The sequence below is a fragment of the Marinobacter sp. W-8 genome, assembly GCF_044342215.1.
GTDB lineage: Bacteria > Pseudomonadota > Gammaproteobacteria > Pseudomonadales > Oleiphilaceae > Marinobacter > Marinobacter nauticus.
In genome coordinates this window covers 2,845,896-2,869,247 of record NZ_CP172297.1, presented here as the reverse complement: position 1 = coordinate 2,869,247, position 23,352 = coordinate 2,845,896, and the positions used below count along the sequence as shown (strand labels likewise).

The window sequence follows — 23,352 nt, the reverse complement described above, 5'->3', positions numbered from 1 at the left end:
TCCGGTGGAGGCCGTCAGGCCGGAACGTACTTGAACTACTTGTTAACAGGAATGCCAAAGCAGCGATACAAGGTGGCCAAAGCAAAGCCTATTGCTAACCCGAAAATATTCCAGGGGAAAACGTCTCCAGCCAAGTAGTAACCGACCACGCCTCCCAAACCGAAACCTATTAGGCCTACCATTCCTTTTTGTCGATGGGCTTCCCAATATTCCTTTCGTTTGAGCCTCTTTTTGCTCTTTTCATTCAGTTTCTTTCGCTTCGGTTCAAGGACAGCTTCAGAAGCCGCTTTCGCTTGCTCTCGATTCAGCATGTAAGCACCTCCATATGCTTGTGAAGCCTGTTAATCGGGATAGGGAGGCACCTCACGATGCCCCTCCTCCCACATCACCGGGCATACGGATCACGTACCACGGCGATTCAGTGACTGGATTCAACCCGTTACCGCACTGCCAGTTCCGGCAGTCCATAGCTCCGGAACAACCGGGCCGGTAGGGCTTCCCGCAGTGCCGGCGAGTGACTCAACCGCCACGGGCCGTGGGCCGATTTGGCGGTGTTCCAAGCCAGTCTGACCGGGACGCCCCGCTTTCTCAGTTCACGATACCCTCTTCGGCCCCATTGCTTCCACACGTAACTTCTCATTCTCCGCCTTATCCACTTGTCCAGGTCCCGCAGCGGGCTCAGCACTTCGGCTGTGTCGAAGTACGCTTTCCAACCAAGCAGGGTCTCTTTCAGATCTGCGATCACCTGGGCCAGGGAGTGGCCCCGTGTTCGGCGGCTCAGTATCCGGATTTGGGCTTTCAGCTTGCTGATGGCTTTGTCAGCCACTTTCAATCGCTGCCCTTTCCGGCTGAGGGTGAAGCCCAGGAAGCTTCGCTTCCAGGGCCGGTCTACCGCGCTCTTTCGTGTATTCACTGTGAGCTTCAGCGAGTCCTCGATAAAGCGCGTCAAACTCACCATTACCCGCTCGCCTGCACGGCGACTGCCAACGTAGATCTGGCAGTCGTCCGCGTAGCGGGCGAAGAGCAGGTTGCGCCGCTCCAGTTCCCAATCCAGCTCATCCAGCACCACATTCGCCAACACCGGGGACAAGGGGCCGCCTTGCGGCACGCCTTCGGGTGTAGGTTCTTTGTGATGGTTGATCTGGACGCCTGCTTTCAGGTATCGGTTGATCAACCTGAGCAGCGGCTTGTCCAGCGTGTGCTGTTTCAGCCGTGCCATCAACCGATCATGATTTACCCGGTCGAAGAAGGCTTCCAAGTCCAGATCCACTACCCAGTTACGGCCTTCCCGAGTGCAATGCTGTCCGTGTCGGACCGCTTGATGCGCAGAGCGTCCCGGACGGAAGCCGTAGCTGTATGGGTGGAAGCGGGGCTCCCAGTCCTGCTGGATAACCTGAGCGATTGCTTGCTGGATAAAGCGATCCAGCACCGTTGGAATGCCCAGAGGGCGGGAACCGCCGTTGGCTTTGGGGATGGTGACCCGCCGGACCGGTTTGGGTCGGTAGGTCTGCTGGAGCAACTGCTGCCGGATCTCGGGCCAATGTTGGCGCAGATAATCCGGCAATTCATCCACGGTCATGCCGTCGATGCCCGGCGCTCCCTTGTTACGTCGAACCTGTTTCAGGGCGCGATTGAGGTTGTCCCTGCTCAATACACGCGCCATCCACGGTGAGGGTTGAACGGAGTGTGAGTCTTCCCGATTTCCGGCAACGGGTTCATCCCCTGGAGACTCCAGGGGCAGCGCAAGCTGCTTTGCGGATGCCATCCCGTTACCCTGCACGGATTCTCGACTCCTGTCTCTGTTCGGGCCTTCAGTTCACGGGCGAACCTACTATGCCCTCTGCTGATTTCTGCCACGCGATCAGAGGCGATCGCTCGTCTCTCAGTGGGTCCGTCCACACGTGGCAGACCTCCCGGGGTAAGGCACAGAGCTTTCGCGGCATGAACGCCCGATTTATAAAGCACACCCCAGTCGCAGAAGGAGGGCTTCGCGGTCACGTGCCCGCTCGCCCCGGGTGTACCACACCTCGTATCGGGTTCCTGTTCGTCGCCCCGCCGCTTTGGATTGGGCTTCCTTCAGACCCCACCTCGCGATGACGCCCCTGCCCTTCTCCTAGCCTTCGGCTCTGCGAACACCTGGCAGGAGGACTTTCACCTCCCTAGTTCTGTGCCATGCCCGGCACACACGCTGAACGAAGCGGCGCGTCTCACGCGTCCGCCTTCCGTGACTTGATACTGATTGAGCCTTCTCCCCAGCCCTGCGGTTACCCGCTAAGCTGGAAGGCGACCAAGCACTACAAGGGAGAAGACTCAATGAACTTTTACCATAGCACCCATCGCCATTATTGTGGAATCGATCTGCACGCCCGTAGTCTGTACGTCTGCATCATCGACCAACAGGGCGAGGTCCTTCTGCACAAGGAAATCAAAGCCCAGCCTGAACTTTTACTCGCCCTGCTCGAACCTTTCCGTGATGACCTGGTCGTGGGTGTCGAATGCATGCACTGCTGGTACTGGATATCAGACCTGTGCGAAGAACACGGCATCAACTTCATTCTGGGCCATGCGCTGTACATGAAGGCGATCCATGGCGGCAAAACCAAGAACGACCGTATTGATTCCTTCAAGATCGCCATGCTCATGCGCGGTGGCAATTTCCCATTGGCTTACGTCTACCCCAGGGAGATGCGGGCCACCCGCGATCTATTGCGCCGCCGTACCCGCATTGTCCGGCATGGTGCCATGCTCAAGGCCCACGCAGTGAACACTCTGGGCCAGTACAATCTGCCGCCCAGCAAAGCCAACCTCAACAACCCTGGTGGCCGATCACAACTGACCGCCGCTTTTAGCGATCCAGACGTTCAGCGCAATATCGATCTGGACCTGGCCATCGTCGACTGCTATCAGCACGAACTCAAAAAGCTTGAGTGGCACCTGGAGCAGCAAGCCAAGCAACACGACCCGGCATCACTCAACGTACTGAAGACCATTCCTGGAGTTGGTCGCATTCTGGCCCTAACCATTCTCTACGAAGTCGGCGATATCCAACGTTTCGAATCCGTTCAGAAGTTCGCGTCCTACGCTCGCCTGGTGAAGTGCAAAGCCGAATCCGCCGGCAAAATCTACGGCACTCAGGGCAACAAGATCGGCAATGCTCATTTGAAGTGGGCGTTCTCAGAAGCGGCGGTGCTGTTCATTCGTAACAACGACAAGGCCAAACGCTACGTCGAAAAATTGCAGAAGCGCATGAACAAACCCAAGGCCCTATCCGCCTTGGCACACAAGTTGGGTAGAGCTGTGTACTTCATGCTCAAAGACAAGAGGGTGTTCGATGAACAACGGTTCTTGAGAGGTTAGTCACGCCACGGGCTGAGCAAGACGTCTAACTGGATCAGAAAGGATGACACCGAAGACCGCAAGTCTGCTGACTGGTACACCGATACCCAAGCGGTTTTCTGTCACCGATGTTGAAGCCAGAGCGACTTGATTAGCCAGCCCGTGGGCGTGCCTTAATACCATGAGCCAGTGCGCTTACACCGGTCCTGAGCCTGACACTAACTGGAGCCATGCAGCCCGTCGTTTGAATAGTGCCAGTGACCGGTTAACCGATGAATGTCTGGTGCCCCTGACCCACTGATGGAACGACCGGTCAGGCAGTGGCCTAAAGCCACGTAAGAGAGCCCCTATATGTGTTTGCTGTAAGTGCCTGACAGCTCCGCGAGACTGACGAAGCAGGCGTTCTCGCTCATGGATTTAGGTTGGCCGCTGGCGCGGCCAAAAAAATGACTCTTGCCTATTGATTCCGAGAAGGCTCATATGTGTTATGGGTTCGCGTTCCGAGCACCCAAGTCTTCTAAGATGTTAAAGGCCGGCTTGTTCACCAGGAAGACACAAGTCGTCGTCGCCGCTACAAATACCAGCGGGAAAAGGAACGAAAAGCCGACCTGACCTACAACAGCTATTGGCCAAACCACAATCATAGAACCAGCGACGCCTGATACAAGAATACTCAGCAGGTTTATCTTCAACCGACTGAACCTCGGGTACAGGGAAATAAGCAGAGCCCAATTCGCCAGTCCCGCCAGAAATGCTGGAACAATTCCCACAATGTAGGCGGGGAAAAGGCTGGACGAAAATTCATCGAGTGGAATAGGGCTCGCCAGCACAAAAACAAAATAACCCACAGGCGGACCGGCGACCAGGAAGATGAAGAGCACCAATATGAAACTGAGCAATAGAGCTAAAAACATGCGGTAAGGTACCCATAACGCCTGCGTAAACGGCGGCTTTTGCGCAGCGAAGCGGAGAAAAAGCCGTCCGGTGGAGGCCCACAGGGCCGGAACGTATTTGACGCATTTGTTAAGCCTTTCTGAAGCGTTCAAGTAATAATTTAGCCGCCGACCCCCAAACAAACGGCGCTACACAAACGCAATAAAGCACGTACGCGGCTGTGGGGAAATCATGGTCGTCTATGGCCAACATGATAGGCAAAGGCACGATTACGAGAAAAATTAGCACCTTACCGAATAAAGTCAGGCCACCTCCCGACTCATACATGCATGAACCACAGAACGGGCATATGTGCTGCGTTTTCATATACCTCAGAATTGGTGTGTAGTGCCAAAGTCGCGGAACACATGACTTCCCACATTGATCACACTGCACTTTGTCCATGTGCACTCTTCCTTCTTTGTGCAGGGCTTAACAGCTTATTAGGTTGCATTCGTAGTAAACCGCATCCGTACCACCGTGTCCAAAACTGTTTCACACCGCTGATAGCGTCGATTTTTCATAGTCTTACCAGCCATTAGCTGGCCGTTTTCGGGCTTCTGCGTCCGTGAAAAGTCTGCACGCGGTTTATCCTTGCACGTTTCTGCAAGTTAAATACAGAAGACCGAAATTTTCCATCGTCAAATCAGGCACATGCAAGGCACGTCTGTGGAAAGTGTGCATAGCCTTGCAAATTAAACCGCAAGAAATTTGGCGTTTTAGAGCCTTTTTTATTATAACTGTACGCATATACAGTTATCTCGACCAGGGAGGGTCGCCGTGGCGAAATCACCGTTTCTAGAGTCTGTTCGCACAGAGATCAGGACCAGGCAGTACAGCTATCGAACCGAGAAGTCCTATCTCTACTGGGTCCGGCAGTTCATTCATTTTCAATGACAAGAAGCACCCGGAGGTGATGAGTAATCCCGAAATTGAACGTTTTTTAAATCACCTTGCAGTCAATCGAGGCGTGAGCCCAGGCACACAAAATCAGGCGCTGTGCGCGATCATTTTTGTTTACAAGCATGTGCTGAAACGGGAGATCGAAAACCTTCAGTACAAGATGACAAAAACTCCACGCCGAATGCCAACCGTTCTCAATCCCGACGAAGTCGCCTCTATTCTCGGCAACATGGAAGGTGAGTATTGGCTAATAACCGCACTCCTCTACGGGTGCGGTTTAAGAATTAATGAGGCTCTCTCGCTCAGGGTGAAAGACATCGATCTCAAGAGCCGCAACTTGCTCGTGTTCAATGGCAAAGGACGAAAAGATCGTTACACATTGATCCCCGGGAATCTCAGAGAAAACATGGAGCGCCAAATCGATCATGTCAGGGCAGTGCATGAATCCGACCTTGCAGACGGATTCGGGCTAACATCAGTGCCAGCCTCTCTTCACAAGAAGTATGGACCGATAATGAAGGATCTGGGATGGCAGTACGTTTTCCCATCGTCAACACGATGCATTCATCCGATTGCGGGTTACGTGTGTCGACACCATCTTCACCACTCATCTTTCTCACGACAACTGAGGCAGGCGGTCCTGGCCAGTGGTATCAACAAACGGGTAACAGCGCATACCTTTCGACATGCTTTTGCGACCGAGCTATTAAGATCGGGTAGTGACATTCGGACTGTTCAGGAAATACTCGGGCACAGCGACATCCGAACGACGGAAATTTACACGCACATCATTGGTGATCGACGTGCCGGCACTGTCAGCCCGTTTGATCGTTTGCCAGGCACCTGAAGAGCTATGTTTTGCCTGCTTCAGAGGTGGGATAGATGCCAGAAATTTGCGGGGCCGCGAATGTTCGCTTTTGTTTAGGAACCAGGAAAGGCAGCGCGGGTCGCAAAGCGGACATTCAAGTTGAGCGATCAATACGATTAAACGGCCGCGGTTTGAGGCTGGGGTGTGTCAGGAGTATCAGGGTAAGTCCATTAGAGCGCCTGATTTCATGCAGCATTGCGTTCCGGCCTCCACCGCCTGAATACTTGTAACGCAGCGAATACTAGGCCCCCAACTAACACAATATTCAAAGATAGGTTAGCAAATGATACCCATGTCGGATATTCCTGGGGAAGCATGACAGCCTAGGAGCGCGGAAACGAAGGTGGGTCTAGTTTTTCTACGCTCTGCCATACAAACGGAAGGGGGAGGCCGTGAGGAACGTTGCCCATTTCAGATCTACCATCAATCTTTGTCGGCACAAGCAAAGAAGCTATAACGAGGACAACCGCCATACACACGCTTCCGATAATCTGCCTTGTCATGCCACTATCTCCCTATAGGCCCTAACGCCAGCCAGCGTGAAGCGGAGTCAAAAGCCACGGTAAAGGGCCCTTATATGTGCTTTCTGTGAGTACCTGACAGGCCCACAAGGCAGATGGGGCAGGCGTTCTGCCTCACGGGTTTGGGTTGGCCGCTGGCGCCGCCAGAAAATCACTATTGCCTATTGATTCCGAGAGGGCTCATACGGGGTTAAACTGCATGTCTCTCCACCCTCAGGTGAATCAGTGCCACGCGATCGCCGTTGTAATCGACCCGTTGCTCAATGTCGTAAGGCCGGAAACCAAGCTTTGGGTAAAAGAGCAGACCTGCCATGTTTCGATTAAAGCACGACACTGAAATCGCCTCCGCGCGGTGCTTCTCGAACCCCAAGGTGAGCATATGGTTGACTAGATAGCTGTCCAACCCGGAGCCTTTGGCATCAGATGCCACAACAACGTTACCGATAGAACACAGCCCTTATTCCCACCGGTAAAAATTCGCAAACGCAACAACGCGTCACGCGATTTCCACTACCGTTGAGTCGGAGCGCTTTTCAATACCCTGACTTACCTCGGCTTCCGATAGGGGGAAGCTGCCCTTAGGAAGCAGTAAAAAAGCTCTTCTTGTGTTTTCGGGAGCTTACAAATATCGGGGATGTCGTCCTCCGCTACTTCTCGAATATGCACGGGCTCCCTCCATGCAATCAACGCTGTGGCTTTTCGGCGCACCGGAGCGCCAGCGTAGGTGCGTCCGCCAACAGCCACAGGTTATACAGACTTTGCTACCAACATCTCGGTAGCACCTTCTTGAAATTGGTAGCTGACAGGCTGCAAGGAGATATTAATTCCGTCTGCGGATAGTGCAGTCATGACCTGATCCAAATGATTCGAGACCCTACCATCCAGCGACACTACAGGAAAAACCCGGACCTCGATCGCAACTCTGCACAGCTCGCGCATTGATGCTAGGTGAGCCGGCCCATCTACATGGTCGCTGTAGAGGAAAAGGTAGTGAGAGCAGAGTGCCAGATCGAACCCAGAGTCCGGAAATGGCAATGTTGGCAGTGATGCTGATACATACCGCCCTTCTCGAATACCAGCATCAAAATCAGAAAGGAATTTTGACATCGCCCTCATCCGGACCTGGCCAAGCTGCTCAACACTCTTCAGTGAGTCCCAGATATAGTTATCTGCTCCCTGATGCAGCTTAGCCATGATCTCTGGGTACACGTCATCAATCCGGCGACGTATTTCTTCTGCCTCGAACTGATACACCGGATCACAAGATGTAACTTGGCATCCCCGGCCTGTCGCCTCTGCATTAAAGCTCGCGGGGCCGTCACCGCATCCAAGGACTCGCTTGTTCAAATCATCTTCCGATAACCCGAACATAGCCTGGTATTCTTCAAAAGACCGGCCCCATGGGACTACGCTGGCTAACTCCAAGTTTGACTCTCCCTAGTCTATATAAACGGCGCCCACCGGCCGCGAATTGATGCGCCTTGTTAAATTTGGTCGCGGCCGACGACACGAATTACCCCTGCAGCAATGAGCGCGACGATGGCGACAATGTCTGCGGTGACGACCTTGCGAACGGACTCATTGTACTCGCCAACTGACCACGCAATCGCGATGAAGGACACAACGCTGACGAGGCCCGCGACAATTGCCAATGTTTGTAAGGATGGCTGGAACGCTGCATACACCAGGAATAGACCGAGAAGCCCGAACAGGATAGCCCGGTGGCGCATCAGGATTTCGATATTGGGCTCCCCCAGGGAAACGCCATATAAAGCGGCCAACCGCTCCACGCCAAGGACCCCAGAAACGGGCAAGAGATGAATGATGCCTACGAGAACTAGTAGGCCTGTGACAACTTTCTCCATGTTTGCGTTTCCTCCCCGAATTTAACGCCAAAACGAAGCGGCGCGTCTCACGCGTCCGATTTCCGTGACTTGTTAATTTAACTTTCGGGCTGCGCTATAGCTCAGACTGACAACCCGCCAAGCCGCACCATCCCAATCCCAGTTTTCAGAGAACGCGACTACCGGCCCTTGGGATTGACCAGAAATGGTATACCCCTGACCAGTGACTGTGGTGCTTCCACCAGAATTTTGGATGGTTAACTCGGTATCGTATTTTTGGCCGCCTTGAGGGAACCAACTCCCACTGCTCTTGGCTGACGAGATCGCGTCGATTTGGGATTTCTTAGATTGGACACCACGCTCAGTAGTGACCATAAAATTGTCTGCCTGGACCCGAGCGAGGTGCGCGACATCACGTGCGAAAAAAGCCGAGTACCAATTTTCTCGTACCTGTTTCAGATCATCTTGATGCATGGACTGATCCCTCCTTTTAAAAATTAATGCCAATGTCAAGCGGCCGTGTAGTGGGTCCAACGGCGCCATGGAAAGGGCGTCCGGCTGAGGCCGGAACGAACTTGAACAACTGGTTATGTGAGCCTGCGTCCAAGCGCATAATTTACTCCCCCACATGGTCTACAGTAGCAAAAGCAAAGGCACGCCCGTTTACAAAGGTCAGCATGTACGACTCTGACCATGAGATGACTGTTGCGCCAGAGGTATCCGCCAGATACCAGGTTACAGAGGCAACCACGGATTCAGAACCAAGCCAACTTAAAGAAAGGTTCGAGTAGCGACATTCACGGCACCCTTGTGAGTAGTACTCATCCAGGTGTGACTGAAAATACTCTGCCAGCTGGATCCGTGAATCAAAAACATGGCAAACATCGCCTGGCCCTTTAGCCATATAAGGAAAGCTGAACTTGGTGGCCACGCGGTCGCCGTCAAAGCTCGAAAACACCGCGACAAAATCTTGAAAAAACTCCTTTACGGCGGGTTCCTGTCTTTCACCCATGTAGACCTATCTCCTTGGTGTGCCGGGAATTCGCCACATAACGCAGAGCGCACCGGTCGCCTTGACGCAGCGTAGTTGGCGTCTCGCTGACCACTTTATGCATGCTCCGGCCACATTCCATCCATCATCACTGGGTAGGTGATCGGCTTGTAATGGGTAAATTCAATGTCTCGAACATGGGTAAAATCCCTCCAGAGCAACCTCGCCCCCTTCATCCACTGAGATGGCTTAACCCGTTTTTCTATCCTCTCGATTTCTTCGGGAGTGGCTTCGCGTATTGGTCCGACCTTGCCGTAAAGCCTCACGCCCGGTGGAGCAACGAAACGGCCTTTTAGAAGAGACCTTAGCCAAAAGAATCGACCGGCGTTGACTGCCATAATGCAAACATTCGGGTTCTGATCGATGTTATTACCCAAAGCCTCGGCGTAATGATCAAAAAAGTATCCGCTCTGATCAGCCCGAAGGAAAACAGTACCAACTGGCGTGATGTGGGGTGTACCGTCAGGATTAACCGTTGCAATCGAGCAGTAAACCGTAGAAGCCTGGCCCTGCTCTAGAACTGACTTCACCTTCTTCCAATCATCCTTGAGATTCATAAAGTCTCCATTTCTGCATAACGCGAAGCGAAGCCGCGGCTCGTCAGGGACGTCCGCCTTACGCGGTGTTTCATCGCTGCCTCAGTCGTACTCTGCATGCTGAGGCAGATCATCCGTAATCTCGAACCAAGGGGCCTTACTGCCGACGAACACATGGCGCCCTGCTTTTACCTCCGGGTCGGTATCAAGTGTTCCGAGTGGGAAACCATAAATCTCGGGTGCTGCATCAAACCTGGTATAGAGGCTGGAGCCACAGTCTGAGCAGAAGCCCTTGTGCTCACCCGGAGAAGATTCGTAAAACTTTAGCAGCTCCTGACCTTTGACAGTGTGCCAGTCAGAAGACCGCACTTTAGCGCGAGTTCTGAAGGCCGAGGCATGAAGCTTTCGGCACATTGAACAGTGACAGTTCAAAACATCGGTAAGCGGACCGTTAATTTCGTATTGAATGCCCCCGCAGAGACAACTACCTCTTTGCTTCATTGAAGCATCTCCTTGTGTGATAACACCCGGTTTCGCGCGCCGGTTTTGAGCCGAAAAACGGCGAAAAATCAGTCGACGTGCAGCCGATTGTCAGGGGATTTTATACTCCATGAACACGGCTTCCGGGTGGGAGTTGAATCGATAAGGCTCGATTTCCTTAAAGCCGTAATCGCTGTATAGCCGAAATGCCTTATCAAGCTCACGAATAGTGTCTAGCCGCACCGACCCATAACCCATTTCCTTTGCTTGACCAAAGAACGCTTCGGTCAGTGCCTTGCCCACCCCCATTCCATGGTAGTCCGGAACAACATACATTCGTTTCATTTCAGCAACGCCGGGCTCAAACTTTCTAAGACCGACAGCACCAACATAAATATCCTTCAGATTGGCCAGCAGCAGTGCGCCGCTGGGTGGACCGTACATCGTTGGCAGCGAAGCCAACTCGCTGGAAAAACCCTGGAATTCTAAATCCAGCCCGAGAAACTCAGCATACTCACGAATCAACCTGCCACCTGCATCAAACTGCTCAATGGTCTCGGCCACCTCAATGTTTACAGACATCCCTATCTCCTCACAGCCTATTAGTTGGCATTCTTATTAAATTCCAACGCTGCCTCCCCGTCTAAACCTGATTCACATCCTCAATAACAACGACTCTTCAAAGCGTTATCCTTGGTGCGCACGATCTTGTGATGCTGCCAGTGACTTTTCATGGACTTTGCCTGCGATTCTCGGGGCATTGTTGGCTTTGATTGGAAACTATGTGTTGTTTCGGTCTGCGGGACGGTGATCCAGCTTATTGGTTCAATGGACAATGTCCTACAAGGAAGCAGGACAATATTGGGCATTGTTAAACGGCAGGTTTTGTTAACGTCCGCCCCCTTGGACGGGCCATCTACATGGTCGACATTCCTGGAAAACAAATTAAGGACTTCCTGCTGTGAGTATCCCAACCGATATTTCTTATGACACACCCGTTATCCCGAGAAAAGTTCCTGCCGGCCCTCCACTGAACTGGATTTCGGCTGCTGTGCGACTGCTGCGCAGTAACTGGGGTGTTGTCCTTCCTGCCTATCTGCTGGTATTTCTCGTTCCGGCGCTGATTCAGTATGGCGCCATGGAGATGATTTCCGGTGGTAGTTTCTTTGGCACTGTGGTGCTGGTGCTTGTCAGCATTTTTGTAACGCTGCTGCTCAATGCCGGTATGGTGGCTTTGTTCCATGGCGCAGCCGAGGGAAATCCCCGGTTTACCCAGGTGTTTTCCGGCTTCAGCGGGCACACGATCGTTCATACCTTCCTGATGGTGGTGATGATGATTGTCGTCGGCATCGTAATGGCCGTGATCGGCTACGTTATCGCCAGTATTGCCGATTTCTCGTTTTCATCCGTTAGCCGCTATGGCATGGGTGGCTTCATGAATGGTGGCTTCGGGCCCTCAGCGGGCATTACTGCGATTCTGATCATGTTTATTGCAGTGCTGTGCGCGCTGGTTCTGTTCGGTGCGTTGTTCTTCTATGCAGTCCCGTTGATTGTGGTTGCCAGGCAGGGGGCTTTTGAGGCTGTTCGTAACAGCCTGCGCGCGTGCTTCAAGAACCTGTTTGTACTGCTTTTCTTTGCTGTGAACGCGGTGGTTGTTACTCAACTGGTACTGTTCCCCACGTTCGCAGTTGGTGCGTCAACCACATCCATTATTGGCATGACGGTGATTACAGTTGTCGTTTCATTTGTCTGGGGTGCGGTTCTCGCGGGTGCGTATTATCTCTCGTTCCGGGATATCCTGTTGGGCAAAGGCGATACCGATTCAGCCAACGATATCGAGGCCACTGTTCCCGCCTGAACTGACTGAGAAATAAGCTAATGGTGGGTGCGCCAGCACCCACCGAACCTGGCGAAGCAAGCATCTGGTCAGATTGATCATTTTACCTGCGCTTTCCGCCAGGGCCTGCCACTACACGCTTTGCACTGCCTATCCTGTCGTTGCCAACAATGTTATCCACAGATTCTGTGGGCAAACCGCCGAGTGATCCGCTCCCGTCCAGGTTCGTAATTCCCCGTAGTTGGGTGCAATTTCGTGAGAGTTCCGGTAGTGTCGCGCCCTTTTTGCCGCAAGGACCCATTCCCAATGACCGCCGAGACTATCCCTAAACCCAAGGCAAGCGAGAGCGTCTGGAGCGACAGCGACCCCGTTGTGCTGATTCTGACCATTGGCTTTATTCTGCTGTTTGTTGGTGCTTCTGTTGTCGATGCCGATTACGTGGCTGACCTGATTGGTCACGGTTTTTCGTGGACCGCAAAATATCTTGGTTCTTTTTTCCAGCTGCTCCTGCTGCTCACGTTTTTTGTGGCGGTTGCCACGGGCGTAAGCGGGGCCGGTCGGGCCAGGATTGGAGGGCTGGAAAAGCCGGAGATTGGCCGGTTCCGCTGGCTATCGATGATCATGTGTACGTTGCTGGCCGGTGGCGGAGTCTTCTTCGCAGCCGGTGAGCCGGTCTATCATTTTGTGGTCACCCCGCCGGCGTTCGACTCCGAGGCTGCATCCTCTGCCGCCGTTACACCTGCGCTAGCCCAGTCATTTATGCACTGGGGATTTCTCGCCTGGGCTGTGCTTGGTTCACTAACGGCCATCGTGCTCTCGCGCGCGCACTACTCACAAGGGCAGCCACTGCAGCCACGTACCCTGCTTTATCCCGTGCTAGGCGAGCGTGTTGTCAGCGGGCGCCTGGGCGGAGTGGTCGATGCGGCCTGCGTGATCGCAGTGGTTGCCGGCACCGTGGGCCCGATCGGCTTTCTGGCGACACAAATGAGCTTTGGATTGCATGAGCTGTTTGGTGTCTCCGATGGCTACGGTACTCAGCTCATGGTTCTGACCGTGCTGGCCGGGGTATACATGACATCCGCAATGACCGGGCTGCATCGGGGTATCCAGCTGCTCAGTCGTTTAAACGTCATCCTGGCGTTGGTGATTGCCGGCGTTATTTTTGTGTTTGGCCCCACGCTATTCCTCACGGATGTTTACCTGCAATCCATGGGCGAGTATCTGGGCTCGTTTTTCTCCATGGCGACCATGACAGCACAGACGGCTCCGGATTGGTGGATGAAGTGGTGGACGGTGTTTTTCTTTGCCTGGTTTATTGGTTACACCCCCTTGATGGCAGTGTTTGTATCGAGAATCTCACGTGGTAGAACCATCCGTGAAACCATCATGGCAGTCGCCATACTGGCACCCATCGCCACGACCATCTGGTTCACGTTGCTGGGTGGCTCTGGCATATACCATCAGCTGTCCGGCACGTTTGATTTGACCGACGCCTTGAACAGTTTCCGGTTTGATGTCGCCACATTGACGGTTGCGCAGGCACTGCCGGGAGGCACCTGGATGGCAGCCGCCATCCTGTTGTTGACCACTATCTTTGTGGCGACAACCGGAGATTCGATGAGCTACTCCATTGCGATGGTGGGTGCCGGCCATGACGAGCCGCAACCCTGGATTCGTGTTTTCTGGGGTGGCGCCATGGCACTGATGGCCGCGATTCTGCTCTATATGGGGGCCGGGCAGATTGGCGTCTTGCAACAATTCATTGTGATCACGGCCATTCCGGTGTCGTTGATTATTCTCCCTTCTCTGTGGACCGGTCCCAGGGCCGCAGCCGCCCTGGCAAAAGAGCAAGGGCTGACTTAGGTTTTTACTTTTCCCCTCAGGGATTTGATCTCTCCACGGCGGGTTTTGTTATCCACACGCCGCCGTTGGGAGGATTTCGTAGGCCGTGTTGGCCGGCGGGCTTTTTGCGGCTTAACTGCCTCCAGGATCAGTGTCTTGAGTCTGTTCAGCGCGTCCTCTTTGTTCTGCTCAAACGTGCGGAAAGACTGCCCCTTGATCACAATCACGCCGTCTTTACTGATGCGCTGGTCGGACAAAGCCATCAAACGTTCTTTGTAAAACGGCGGCAGGGTGGAATGCAGGACGTCGAACCGTAGGTGTACGGCAGAGGCAACCTTGTTCACATTCTGGCCGCCTGCCCCCTGGGATCGTATCTGCGTAATCTGGATTTCCCAGTCTGCCAGTTCGACGGCATTGGATAATTTCAGCATAGTGGCACGTGTTGAGAGCTCGGATTCGGGTGTTTACGAGTATCATCCTACGCAATCCGGCAACCAATCAGAAGCGATGAACACAGGGAGACACCGAATGAAGGTGATGGTTTTAGGCGCTACCGGCCTGACCGGAGGCATGGTGGTGGAGAAACTCCTCGAGCAGGCGGAGATATCGACGGTGATCGCTCCGGTTCGCCGGCCGATGGTCGTGGAAAATCCGAAACTGGAGCAGCGCTTCATGGATTTTGATGCAATGGAGGCTGCGCCTGACGCTTTCCAGGTGGATGTCCTGATCTGTTGCCTTGGAACAACCCTGAAAAAGGCAGGCTCCAGAGAAGCCTTTCGCAAGGTCGATCATGACTATGCATTGAAGGCAGCTCAGATGGCCCGTAACGCTGGCGCACGGGCATTGATTCTGATGTCGGCCATCGGAGCATCGTCGCAATCCCCGGTTTTCTACAATCGAGTCAAAGGAGAGCTTGAGGACAATGTCCGGGCGCTGAAATTTCCTTATCTTGCGATTTACCACCCGAGCCTGTTGCTGGGGCAGCGCAAGGAGGCTCGAACGGCCGAGGCTCTTGGTGTGGCGGTCATGCCGGTTGCGAATCGGGCGTTGATCGGGCCACTGAGAAAATATCGGGCAATTGAAGCGGAAGCCGTCGCGTCGGCCATGGTCAACGAGCTTGAGACCATTAGCGGAATCACTTCGGGCGGTGCAGTGGTGAGAGTGTGGGAGTACGACGATATCTTAACGATGGGCAATCGTCGCTAATGCGGTCCTTCACCTGATGTAAAATCTGGGTCACTGTTCCCGAGCGATCGATGAGGTTGATTAATGAAATATGTACTTTTTCCTTTTCTGGTGTTTTCCGTATTCATGGCGACAGGGTGCAGTCGCCCGGAATCGCCCCAGGAAGTATCGGAAGCGTTTTGGCAAGCTGTACTTGAAGAGGATGCTGAAGCGGCCGCAGATTATTCAACCCTGGTCGATGAAGCGGCGTTCGATGGTTTTGAACAGCAATGGCAGAACGTGAGCATTGAGTGGGGGCGTGTGGTCATTGATGACAATCTGGCCCGGGTAACCACCACCCTGAGTGGTCTGGAGGGCCAGAACGAAGCCACGGAGTCCTTAACCTATCTGGTACGTAAAGGTGACGACTGGCTGGTGGATTATTATCGCACCGGCGATGCCCTGAAACAGGGCCCGGTTTGGGGAAGTCTTGTTGGGCAGCTGGAAAAACTGGGTGAAGATCTCAAGAGTCGCTGGGCAAATCAATCTGATGAGATGGCGGTAGAGCTTGAGAGGCTGGGGCGGGAGTTGCAGCAACAGGCCCAGAGTATGAATGAAGATATGTCGGCGTTGGCTGAAGAGTACGGTGATCAACTGAGCCAGCATCTGGAAGAGCTGTCTGAATCCCTGCGGGAAGCCCTTGAATCTACACCATCAGCAACGCCGCAGGACAAACGTACCTTGAACGAAACGGTAATCAGGCTTGAAGACCAGCGGGAGCAGTTGTCTGAAGTCAACTTGAAAACGCTTGCGGAGAGCACCGCGACCGCCGCCGAAGCCCAGCTGCAATTGAGCGAATTGAGCGAGGAGTTTGCGGCCTACAAGGCGGAATGGCGGCAACGTGTTGTCGACATGCAAGCAGAAATGGCTGAGTTTCTGGAGAATCTGAAGACCCGCTGAGCCCAGGGGCGCCTCGCCCTTCTTTAGTGCATATTTTTTATGGCGCACCCCGATGGTGCGCCTCTCTCATCGTTTGAATCCGGCAGTTGCTACTTCCCTTCAGGTTTTGACCGGTCCGCCGGTTCAGGCCCGCTCTTTGCTTAGCTTCCTTCTGAAAGCAGGTATGTTTGCACCACATCGTTGTAGTGCAGGCATGCAGTACTGATTGAGGAAGGCGCGCTATGACTTTACGCAGTGATTCCATGAACCTTTCATCCGATGAGCGGGGCTGGTTGCCCTGGTTTGGGGCCACAGGTAAATTGCGGATGGGATGGTCCTGTTTTTTGAACCGCCAGCAATATGCAACGAATGAAGAGATATTCGAGAGCATCGCGAAAACCCGTCGCGAAGCGCTGATTAACTGGGCAAATGGCAAGTGGGCCTTCCTTGAGGGGCTTGCGGCACGACTTGAGGGTAGCGAACACGATAGCATTTCAGAGGTACTGGATTCGGCCGTTACGCGCCTCCGGGAAATTTCCGAGCTTTTCGTTGTGAAAGAAGATGGCTCTGTTGTCGCCTCGACGGTGACCGGCAGAAACGGAGCCGCAGGCCTCATGCCCGCGGCCGTGCAACGAGGGGTGAGAGAGCGGTTTCTCCACGGGCCCTACAGTGACCCGGTCACCTTGCAGCTTGGTGCCACAACTTCCAGATTTCATGACGATGTCACGCTGATGTTCTACCAGCCGGTCGCTCTTGCTGGCAATCAGGCAGCAGCAGTCTGTGCCCGGGTTCCGAACGATGTCATGAGTGACCTGATTCAGCGCGAGGCCGGGCACATTTTTGAAGAGTCTGGCGACAACTACATTTTCATGATCGACAGTCAGTTTGATCCATCGATCAGACCGGGAGTTGCCCTGTCGCGCTCGCGGTTTGAAGACGCTACCTTCAGTCACGGCGACAACCTCAAAGACGGAATCCGTACGGGCTTCGGTACAGTACGGATTCGGGAACACACCGAATTCGAAATACGTTTCACGGACCCGGCTACGGGGCAGTTGCACCCGGGGGTACGCGAAACCATGGCCCGTGGTGAAAACCTCTACGTTAAGTACCCCGGCTATTCCGACTATCGCCATATACCGGTGATTGGCAAGGGCGTGACCTTCCAGTTACCCGGGTCTCCTGATCGTTGGGGCATGATGTGTGAAGGCGACCTGGAGGAGGTGTATCGGAAACGTTCGGTCAGCTATCGACTGACGGCGCGGCTCGGGGTCCTTATGGCGCTTATCTGGGCAGCCAATGTAGCGGTTTCGGCAAGCGGTGCTCCCCTGTGGCTGGAAGCCTCCGTGAACGCGATGGTTGCGCTCCTGGGTCTTGTCATCTTCCGGGCAAGTTCCGCCAAGCCACTGGCAGATAGTCTGTCATCACTCGCGGATGTCATACGAAACATTGCCGAAGGAGGCGGGAATCTGCGCCAGCGTCTCGATGTCGGCAAGACCAAGCGGGATGAGAGCGGGGATCTCGCGCGCTGGATGAACAGCTTTCTGGATACCCTCGACGGCATGGTGGGGCAGGTCATCAGTCTTGCGGGTGAATCCCGCTCCGCCAGTGAACACCTTGTGGGTCAGAACCGCCAGGCGGATGAAAAGATTCAGCAGGTGGTACACGACATAGAGCAGATGCTGAAGGGCGCAGATCTGCAGCAGAACGAAATCGAAAATGCCTCGACCACGGCACAGGAAATGCGGGTAAGCATGGAAGATGTGGTGGCTCGCGCCAAAGATCAGTTTGCCCGTGTCAGCCGTGAAACCGAGAGCATTCGCGACGTTATCGTGCGTTCGGCCGAGGGTATCCGCGCCGCGAGTGAACGCACGGATGAGATCGGCAAGGCGGCTGAAATGATCAACGACATTGCTGCCCAGACCAATCTGCTAGCGCTCAATGCGGCCATAGAAGCGGCTCGGGCCGGTGAGGCAGGGCGGGGATTTGCAGTCGTCGCCGATGAGGTACGGCAACTGGCCAGTCGGACAGCCCAGGCCACGACGGAAATTGATGAGCGTCTGTATCGGGTGCGGGAAGAAACTCAGCGCGCCGTAACCACGATGGAAGACGGCATGGCAGAAATGGAGACCCGTCTGGCTCAGGCCCGGGCAGCGTCGGATGACAATGCCGAGCTGCATCACATGGTCGACAAGCTCTTCCGGGCGATCTCGGGCATTGCGGAAACCAACGCTGTTCAGAGTGCCCAGACCAGTGGCGTTGCTGACAGCGTAAGCTTCATGACGGCGGTGATCGCGGGGTTGACCGCAAGTTCTGAGATGACGCACGTGTCGGCAAACAAGCTGAAAAACCTGACCGGTCAGTTTCAGGTGAGTCATGCGTAAGTTGCTGGCCCCGCGTTAGCCTGAGAGCTGGCGGGGCCGGCAAAAAGTCACTTGGTGATCAAAGCCCGTAAGAGCGCGAAATGGTGTCTATCTCACCGCTTTCCTGCATGGCCTGGTAAGCCGTATTCAGGGCTTTGATCAAGTCGGGATCAGAGTCCTTGTTAATGGCCAGATACATCGGGGTTTCGCGGAAAACCAGAACTGCCTCAAGGCCGGTCACGTCGGAGGCATCGGCGGCCAGGTAGGGGCCTGCCAGGCCATCGGCCACCCATAGATCGATCTGATCCTGTTCCAGCCGCTTGGCATTCAGTCCATTGTTGGTGATGGCGGAAACGTCGAATCCTTTGTCTTCCAGGTATCCCGTCATCACATCGCCCTTGTAGCCACCGATACGGTAATCACGGGCATCCTCAAGATCGTCCAGTTTGATGCTGGAGCCGGGCTTGGCAAACAGGGTCCACTTGATGCTGGAGAGTGGTCCCACCCATTCAAAGAAAGGCTCCCGCTCGTCTGTCTTGGATACGCAGTAGATACCGTGGTCTTCGTGCCGTTGAGCGCGGTTCATGCCATAGCTGAGGTCTCGCAGCTTGATGCTGTAGTCGACCTTGGCATTCTCTAGAACAGCTTTGAGCACATCGGTGCAGAGGCCGGTGATTTCGGATTCTGAATGGGCAAAGGGCTGACCGCTGGTGGTCATGTTATAAGGAGGATATTGTTCGGTGTAAACGCGCAGTTGCTCGGAAGCGGTGGCACAGCCGGCCAGAACGAGCATGGCAGCGAGAAGTCCGAGTTTCCCTTTCATGAGGATGCTCCGTTTTCGGTTCAGAAATTGGGAGTTCACTATGGTATTCAACCGGTGTTTAATGAGGCAGCTCGGATTGTTCTTCTTTACAATGGCGCGCCACTCTGTTTTAAGGATTTGTAATGAAGATGCCCGTTGTCACAGTAACGCTGGTTTCTGCCGCATTGCTCTACGTATTGTGGGACCAGACCAGGGGAACCCCGGCTCCGGCCAGTGCAGAGCGTTTCAGTAACTTGGCGACCAGCCCTGCAAGCCGGGGGGAGGTACTTGATTTTGTGGTCAGCCGGGTTCCCGTTTTTTGCAGCGAGGCGACGGGACGGGATAGCGGGGAGACATTCAACGATTGTGTGCAGCTAGCAAACAGTCGATCCTCATCCTGCCGGCGAACGATGGTCGGCCAGTTTCCGGATAACGTGATGTCGGAAGCGGTATTCCGGGATCTGTCGATTACCATGATCAATTGCCTGGTGCCTCAATCCGGGGTGGTGCAACCCTGAAGTAACGACAAGACAAGGAAACGTCCATTGGAAGCATTACTCTTTCTCGTTATCGGAGTTGGCGTGCTGCTGGTGCCTGTGGGCTCACTTCTGGGCTTTCTGGCTTTCCGGCAAAGAGATCGTCACGCTTCCCGGGTTGAGGATCTGGCTCGGGAAGTCGCCGAACTCCGGGCAGAGGTTTCCAGGCTTCGCGATACCCGGGTTTCTCTAGCGGATCCGGTGACGCCGCCCACCCCGGATGCGCCGGCGGATGTCGGGTACGTGCGGGAGCCCACAAGTTCGGTGGCGGAAACGACAGACGCAGAGACATCTCGGGAGCTGGTCCAGGAAGACACAGCAATTGCCGTTCCCGTGAATCGGTCGGGTGCTCTGGTATCCCGTGGCGTGGCGGCATTCAAAGCCAACTGGATGGTCTGGATTGGTGCGCTGAGTGTCAGTCTTGCCGGGATCTTTATGGTCAGCCATTCGATTTCCGCCGGACTTATCGGACCAGTGCATCAGTTGCTGATGGCGTTGCTGACCGGGTTGGGGTTGCATGCAGGCGCGGAATATCTTCGTCGGCGTCACATGGGTTCGGATCAGGTCTTTGCAGCACTGGCCGGCGGTGGCAGTGTCACACTCTATGCGGCCTTGTTGGCGGGGGTTCATCATTATGGGCTGATCGGGCCCGTACCGGCGCTTTTCGCACTTGCACTGGTTTCCGTCGCGACCATGTTTCTGGCGCTTGTGCATGGCCCATTACTGGCCATTATGGGGCTATCGGGTGCCTATCTGGTGCCGCTGCTGGTCGGGGGTGACGGCGGAAGTGCCGTCTTTGTGCTGAGTTACAGCGTTGTGATCACCGTCAGCTCCCTGCTGTTGATGCAGTATGTCTACCGTCCCTGGCTTTGGTTTGGCACCCTGGCCGGCGCCGGACTCTGGTGGCTTCTGGTTGCCGTTAGTGGACGCCACGGCCTGGCGGTGTCCTGTTATCTTCCCGTGCTTTTCCTGTTGTTTTCGGTCTTGCCCGGAGATGGCCTGCTTCCCCTGCAGCGTCGAAGAGACGCCTTGCTGGCAACGTTGCTGGCCTGGGGAGCGTCTATTGCCTGGCAATCGACGGATGATCCCGCTTTTCTGGCGTGGCTATGGATGCTACCGGTCGCGGTATTGTTGCCCCAAAGCCGGCAGCGACTGTGGTTTTTGCCCTGGACAGCTGTGTTGGCCACGTTTGCCGGCTGGCTTTTCTATTCTGCCGATCTGAGTCAGGACGTTCTGTTCAGGCCGTTGGGACAGAGTTTCCATCAGCCCTTCATCACCTATCTGATTCTTGCCTCTGTGCTGGTGGTATTGAGCGTCCTCTGGCAGTGGCGGACGCAGCTGGAGCTGAGGCGGTGGGCGTCGCTGGCGATGCTGGCGCCCGTTATCTGGCTGTTACTGGGGTGGTTGCTTGTTCAGGGCGGGCAGGCTGCAGGCAACTGGGCGTTGGTCGCGCTCCTGGCGGCGGCGGTCTATGGGGTCGTTGCCTGGCGCTTGGAGCACTCGCAAGGTTATCGCGTTGGCTTGGTCTGGGCGATACTGGCTGCCCACGCGTGCTATTCCATGGCGGTTGCCATGTGGTTGCAGGAAGCGTCAATGACATTGGCGCTGGCCACTCAGTTCGTCAGCCTGGTCTGGCTTGGACGCCGATACCAGGCGACTGAGCTGTTCCTGATTCTCAAGGTTATACTGGCCATTGTGGTGGCGAGACTGACCTTCAATCCATGGTTGCAGAGCTACGATGCGGGTGGGCATTGGTCCCTTTGGACCTACGGAGGGGCCACGCTGTTTGCCGGCGCTGCTACCTGGCTGGCCAGAAAGGAGGTCATTCGGCCCTGGCTGGAAGCTGTCACCTTGCATCTTCTGGTACTGTTCCTGGGCGTGGAGCTTCGTTACTGGCTATACAACGGGGATATCTTTGCGCGGGAATATGGCGTCACCGAGGCGTCAATCAATACCGTGCTCTGGGGCGCTTTGAGCATCGTCTACGTTTTCCGGTCCAGGGTCGCGGGAACGCTGGGGTGGCTTTACCGGTTGCTGGCGCGGGCACTGACGGTGATCGCTGTTCTGAGTTATCTCGTTGTTGCCGTGGTGCACAACCCCTGGTGGACCGACGGCGTAATTGGCAGTACTCCGGTATTCAATCTGCTGTTGCTGGCGTATGGCGCGCCGGTCCTTCTGGCTCTGGCCAGCGCTCGATACTCCGATCTTGTGCCCGTTCGCTGGGCTCTTTGTGCGGCCGCCGTGGCTTTCGGGTTGTTCACTTTGCTCGAAATACGGCATCTGTGGCAGGGCAGTTCGATGACTCTGGCCAGTGGAATGGGGGAGGGCGAGCTCTATACCTACTCGGTGATTGGTATGCTCTACTCGATTGCCGCGATCCTTTGGTCCACACGTAACCAGAGCGAACTGCTGCACAAGGCAGGAATGATTCTGCTTGGCCTGGTCATCGGCAAGATCTTTCTGGTGGATATGGCCGGGCTGCAGGGGCTGTGGCGGGTTGCTGCCTTTATGGGGCTGGGGCTGGCGCTGCTTGGCCTGGCGTGGATGTACCGGCGAACCTCCGGCTCCGGGAAGGCGTCAGAAGCCTGAGGCCGTTGATCGGGATTTTGGCGTTGCCCATGAGCGGTGTTCGCTATACAGTTAACAAACACTCACTTAATTCTGGCAGTAGATGAGGAAATCCAGGTGACAGAACTCGTAACTTACGAACTGAACGATGGCATTGCCACCATTACCGTGAACAATGGCAAGGCTAATGCTCTGAGCCATGAGGTATTTGACGCGCTGAATGCCGCGCTGGACCAGGCAGAGCAGGATAAGGCCATTGTCATTCTCACTGGCCAGCCGGGAATGTTTTCCGGCGGCTATGATCTCAAGGAAATGCAGAAAGGCCCGAAAGAAGCCATGGCGCTGGTTAAGGTGGGCTCTACGTTTACCCGTCGTCTGGCTGCATTCCCGCTGCCGGTTATTGCCGCCTGCAGTGGCCACGCCATCGCCAAGGGCGCGTTCGTTCTGCTTTCAGTGGATTATCGAATCGGGGTAGAGGGTGGATTCAAGCTCGGCCTGAATGAAGTGGCCATTGGTATGACCATGCACCATGCGGGCATTGAGATTGCGCGCCATCGTATGCCGGCCCCTTACTTCTACCGCTCGGTGGTAAACGCTGAGATCTTTAACCCGGAAACGGCTATCGCGGCCGGCTTCCTGGATGAAATCGTGGCGCCGGAACAGTTGGCGGAACGTGCCAACGCGGTGGCAACGCAAATGAAGCAACTGAACATGCGCGCCCACAAGCAAACGAAGCTCAAAACCAAGGCAGCTTATCTGGAGAAGCTGGACTGGTGCATTGAGCAGGATGCAGCCCACTTCGACGTACTGGGCTGATCATTCAAGGGCC

General features: G+C 54.8%; 24 protein-coding genes. 11 read left to right on the top strand and 13 right to left on the bottom strand.

Annotated features, from left to right (window positions below; translation table 11 throughout):
- Positions 1-35: 35 nt before the first annotated feature.
- A complete protein-coding gene (locus ACF8YQ_RS13290) occupies positions 36-311 on the bottom strand; it encodes a hypothetical protein (protein ID WP_396621669.1) in 276 nt (91 codons plus the stop codon).
- A 128-nt stretch (positions 312-439) separates the two neighbouring features.
- On the bottom strand, positions 440-1,765 hold the full coding sequence (gene ltrA / locus ACF8YQ_RS13285; RefSeq protein ID WP_396621668.1) for a group II intron reverse transcriptase/maturase: 1,326 nt from the start codon (positions 1,763-1,765) through the stop codon (positions 440-442).
- Positions 1,766-2,313: 548 nt separating this feature from the next.
- Here ltrA and ACF8YQ_RS13280 point away from each other — a divergent pair.
- Positions 2,314-3,357 (top strand): IS110 family transposase, encoded by a 1,044-nt coding sequence (locus ACF8YQ_RS13280; RefSeq protein WP_228223648.1) that lies wholly within the window; start codon positions 2,314-2,316, stop codon positions 3,355-3,357.
- A gap of 464 nt (positions 3,358-3,821) precedes the next feature.
- On the opposite strand, the gene ACF8YQ_RS13275 is transcribed toward ACF8YQ_RS13280, so the two are convergent.
- Positions 3,822-4,382 (bottom strand): hypothetical protein, encoded by a 561-nt coding sequence (locus tag ACF8YQ_RS13275; RefSeq protein WP_396621667.1) that lies wholly within the window; start codon positions 4,380-4,382, stop codon positions 3,822-3,824.
- 667 nt (positions 4,383-5,049) lie between these two features.
- On the opposite strand from ACF8YQ_RS13275, the gene ACF8YQ_RS13270 reads away from it, so the two are divergent.
- Both ACF8YQ_RS13270 and ACF8YQ_RS13265 read left to right on the top strand, forming a co-directional pair.
- Complete coding sequence (locus ACF8YQ_RS13270; protein WP_396621666.1) at positions 5,050-5,166, top strand: phage integrase N-terminal SAM-like domain-containing protein; 117 nt, start codon at positions 5,050-5,052, stop codon at positions 5,164-5,166.
- Positions 5,167-5,185: 19 nt separating this feature from the next.
- Positions 5,186-6,019 carry an integron integrase gene (locus tag ACF8YQ_RS13265; RefSeq protein WP_396621665.1) on the top strand — a complete coding sequence of 278 codons (834 nt, stop codon included), beginning with the start codon at positions 5,186-5,188 and terminating at the stop codon, positions 6,017-6,019.
- A gap of 732 nt (positions 6,020-6,751) precedes the next feature.
- Here the strand turns inward: ACF8YQ_RS13265 and ACF8YQ_RS13260 are convergent.
- From ACF8YQ_RS13260 to ACF8YQ_RS13225, 8 genes are all read right to left on the bottom strand, one after another.
- Positions 6,752-6,991, bottom strand: a complete 240-nt coding sequence (locus ACF8YQ_RS13260; RefSeq protein WP_396621664.1) for a hypothetical protein — start codon at positions 6,989-6,991, stop codon at positions 6,752-6,754.
- Positions 6,992-7,308: 317 nt separating this feature from the next.
- Positions 7,309-7,986 carry a class I SAM-dependent methyltransferase gene (locus tag ACF8YQ_RS13255; protein WP_396621663.1) on the bottom strand — a complete coding sequence of 226 codons (678 nt, stop codon included), beginning with the start codon at positions 7,984-7,986 and terminating at the stop codon, positions 7,309-7,311.
- Positions 7,987-8,045: 59 nt separating this feature from the next.
- The gene (locus tag ACF8YQ_RS13250) at positions 8,046-8,426 is read right to left on the bottom strand and encodes a phosphopantetheine adenylyltransferase (RefSeq protein WP_396621662.1); all 381 of its coding nucleotides are present in this window, start codon (positions 8,424-8,426) and stop codon (positions 8,046-8,048) included.
- Between the two features lie 72 nt (positions 8,427-8,498).
- Positions 8,499-8,879: a nuclear transport factor 2 family protein gene (locus tag ACF8YQ_RS13245; RefSeq protein WP_396621661.1), complete on the bottom strand. Its 381-nt coding sequence runs from the start codon at positions 8,877-8,879 to the stop codon at positions 8,499-8,501.
- 142 nt (positions 8,880-9,021) lie between these two features.
- Positions 9,022-9,417, bottom strand: coding sequence for a hypothetical protein (locus tag ACF8YQ_RS13240; protein ID WP_396621660.1), 396 nt, complete (start codon positions 9,415-9,417; stop codon positions 9,022-9,024).
- A gap of 95 nt (positions 9,418-9,512) precedes the next feature.
- The gene (locus ACF8YQ_RS13235; protein WP_396621659.1) at positions 9,513-10,013 is read right to left on the bottom strand and encodes a pyridoxamine 5'-phosphate oxidase family protein; all 501 of its coding nucleotides are present in this window, start codon (positions 10,011-10,013) and stop codon (positions 9,513-9,515) included.
- 81 nt (positions 10,014-10,094) lie between these two features.
- Positions 10,095-10,493: a GFA family protein gene (locus tag ACF8YQ_RS13230; RefSeq protein ID WP_396621658.1), complete on the bottom strand. Its 399-nt coding sequence runs from the start codon at positions 10,491-10,493 to the stop codon at positions 10,095-10,097.
- Between the two features lie 90 nt (positions 10,494-10,583).
- Positions 10,584-11,054 (bottom strand): GNAT family N-acetyltransferase, encoded by a 471-nt coding sequence (locus tag ACF8YQ_RS13225; protein WP_396621657.1) that lies wholly within the window; start codon positions 11,052-11,054, stop codon positions 10,584-10,586.
- Positions 11,055-11,433: 379 nt separating this feature from the next.
- Here ACF8YQ_RS13225 and ACF8YQ_RS13220 point away from each other — a divergent pair, with 379 nt between their 5' ends.
- Together ACF8YQ_RS13220 and ACF8YQ_RS13215 are read left to right on the top strand one after the other, a co-directional pair.
- Positions 11,434-12,330 (top strand): hypothetical protein, encoded by an 897-nt coding sequence (locus tag ACF8YQ_RS13220; RefSeq protein ID WP_224849709.1) that lies wholly within the window; start codon positions 11,434-11,436, stop codon positions 12,328-12,330.
- 285 nt (positions 12,331-12,615) lie between these two features.
- Positions 12,616-14,172 carry a BCCT family transporter gene (locus ACF8YQ_RS13215; RefSeq protein WP_396621656.1) on the top strand — a complete coding sequence of 519 codons (1,557 nt, stop codon included), beginning with the start codon at positions 12,616-12,618 and terminating at the stop codon, positions 14,170-14,172.
- On the opposite strand, the gene arfB is transcribed toward ACF8YQ_RS13215, so the two are convergent.
- Positions 14,169-14,582, bottom strand: a complete 414-nt coding sequence (gene arfB / locus ACF8YQ_RS13210; protein ID WP_396621655.1) for an alternative ribosome rescue aminoacyl-tRNA hydrolase ArfB — start codon at positions 14,580-14,582, stop codon at positions 14,169-14,171. The two genes, ACF8YQ_RS13215 and arfB, sit on opposite strands and share 4 nt — an antisense overlap.
- Positions 14,583-14,679: 97 nt before the next feature.
- Between arfB and ACF8YQ_RS13205 the strand changes: the two genes are divergently transcribed.
- From ACF8YQ_RS13205 to ACF8YQ_RS13195, 3 genes are all read left to right on the top strand, one after another.
- The gene (locus tag ACF8YQ_RS13205; RefSeq protein WP_206852758.1) at positions 14,680-15,357 is read left to right on the top strand and encodes an NAD(P)H-binding protein; all 678 of its coding nucleotides are present in this window, start codon (positions 14,680-14,682) and stop codon (positions 15,355-15,357) included.
- A 63-nt stretch (positions 15,358-15,420) separates the two neighbouring features.
- The gene (locus ACF8YQ_RS13200) at positions 15,421-16,275 is read left to right on the top strand and encodes a hypothetical protein (protein WP_226595508.1); all 855 of its coding nucleotides are present in this window, start codon (positions 15,421-15,423) and stop codon (positions 16,273-16,275) included.
- A gap of 221 nt (positions 16,276-16,496) precedes the next feature.
- Positions 16,497-18,638, top strand: coding sequence for a methyl-accepting chemotaxis protein (locus tag ACF8YQ_RS13195; RefSeq protein ID WP_224849714.1), 2,142 nt, complete (start codon positions 16,497-16,499; stop codon positions 18,636-18,638).
- Between the two features lie 58 nt (positions 18,639-18,696).
- Here ACF8YQ_RS13195 and ACF8YQ_RS13190 read toward each other — a convergent pair whose 3' ends face one another.
- Positions 18,697-19,440: an ABC transporter substrate-binding protein gene (locus tag ACF8YQ_RS13190; RefSeq protein ID WP_153740974.1), complete on the bottom strand. Its 744-nt coding sequence runs from the start codon at positions 19,438-19,440 to the stop codon at positions 18,697-18,699.
- Positions 19,441-19,562: 122 nt separating this feature from the next.
- Here ACF8YQ_RS13190 and ACF8YQ_RS13185 point away from each other — a divergent pair, with 122 nt between their 5' ends.
- The 3 genes from ACF8YQ_RS13185 (at position 19,563) to ACF8YQ_RS13175 (ending at position 23,339) form a co-directional block, all read left to right on the top strand.
- On the top strand, positions 19,563-19,937 hold the full coding sequence (locus ACF8YQ_RS13185) for a hypothetical protein (protein WP_121207245.1): 375 nt from the start codon (positions 19,563-19,565) through the stop codon (positions 19,935-19,937).
- A gap of 27 nt (positions 19,938-19,964) precedes the next feature.
- Positions 19,965-22,544, top strand: coding sequence for a DUF2339 domain-containing protein (locus ACF8YQ_RS13180; protein WP_396621654.1), 2,580 nt, complete (start codon positions 19,965-19,967; stop codon positions 22,542-22,544).
- A gap of 96 nt (positions 22,545-22,640) precedes the next feature.
- Positions 22,641-23,339: a crotonase/enoyl-CoA hydratase family protein gene (locus tag ACF8YQ_RS13175; RefSeq protein ID WP_041654900.1), complete on the top strand. Its 699-nt coding sequence runs from the start codon at positions 22,641-22,643 to the stop codon at positions 23,337-23,339.
- The last annotated feature ends 13 nt before the right edge of the window (positions 23,340-23,352 follow it).

Coding starts and splice junctions, on each gene's coding strand:
- ACF8YQ_RS13290 (WP_396621669.1), bottom strand. CDS start 311: ATGCTGAATCGAGAGCAAGCGAAAGCGGCTTCTGAAGCTGTCCTTGAA.
- ltrA (WP_396621668.1), bottom strand. CDS start 1,765: ATGGCATCCGCAAAGCAGCTTGCGCTGCCCCTGGAGTCTCCAGGGGAT.
- ACF8YQ_RS13280 (WP_228223648.1), top strand. CDS start 2,314: ATGAACTTTTACCATAGCACCCATCGCCATTATTGTGGAATCGATCTG.
- ACF8YQ_RS13265 (WP_396621665.1), top strand. CDS start 5,186: ATGAGTAATCCCGAAATTGAACGTTTTTTAAATCACCTTGCAGTCAAT.
- ACF8YQ_RS13250 (WP_396621662.1), bottom strand. CDS start 8,426: ATGGAGAAAGTTGTCACAGGCCTACTAGTTCTCGTAGGCATCATTCAT.
- ACF8YQ_RS13245 (WP_396621661.1), bottom strand. CDS start 8,879: ATGCATCAAGATGATCTGAAACAGGTACGAGAAAATTGGTACTCGGCT.
- ACF8YQ_RS13240 (WP_396621660.1), bottom strand. CDS start 9,417: ATGGGTGAAAGACAGGAACCCGCCGTAAAGGAGTTTTTTCAAGATTTT.
- ACF8YQ_RS13235 (WP_396621659.1), bottom strand. CDS start 10,013: ATGAATCTCAAGGATGATTGGAAGAAGGTGAAGTCAGTTCTAGAGCAG.
- ACF8YQ_RS13230 (WP_396621658.1), bottom strand. CDS start 10,493: ATGAAGCAAAGAGGTAGTTGTCTCTGCGGGGGCATTCAATACGAAATT.
- ACF8YQ_RS13225 (WP_396621657.1), bottom strand. CDS start 11,054: ATGTCTGTAAACATTGAGGTGGCCGAGACCATTGAGCAGTTTGATGCA.
- ACF8YQ_RS13215 (WP_396621656.1), top strand. CDS start 12,616: ATGACCGCCGAGACTATCCCTAAACCCAAGGCAAGCGAGAGCGTCTGG.
- arfB (WP_396621655.1), bottom strand. CDS start 14,582: ATGCTGAAATTATCCAATGCCGTCGAACTGGCAGACTGGGAAATCCAG.
- ACF8YQ_RS13205 (WP_206852758.1), top strand. CDS start 14,680: ATGAAGGTGATGGTTTTAGGCGCTACCGGCCTGACCGGAGGCATGGTG.
- ACF8YQ_RS13200 (WP_226595508.1), top strand. CDS start 15,421: ATGAAATATGTACTTTTTCCTTTTCTGGTGTTTTCCGTATTCATGGCG.
- ACF8YQ_RS13195 (WP_224849714.1), top strand. CDS start 16,497: ATGACTTTACGCAGTGATTCCATGAACCTTTCATCCGATGAGCGGGGC.
- ACF8YQ_RS13190 (WP_153740974.1), bottom strand. CDS start 19,440: ATGAAAGGGAAACTCGGACTTCTCGCTGCCATGCTCGTTCTGGCCGGC.
- ACF8YQ_RS13185 (WP_121207245.1), top strand. CDS start 19,563: ATGAAGATGCCCGTTGTCACAGTAACGCTGGTTTCTGCCGCATTGCTC.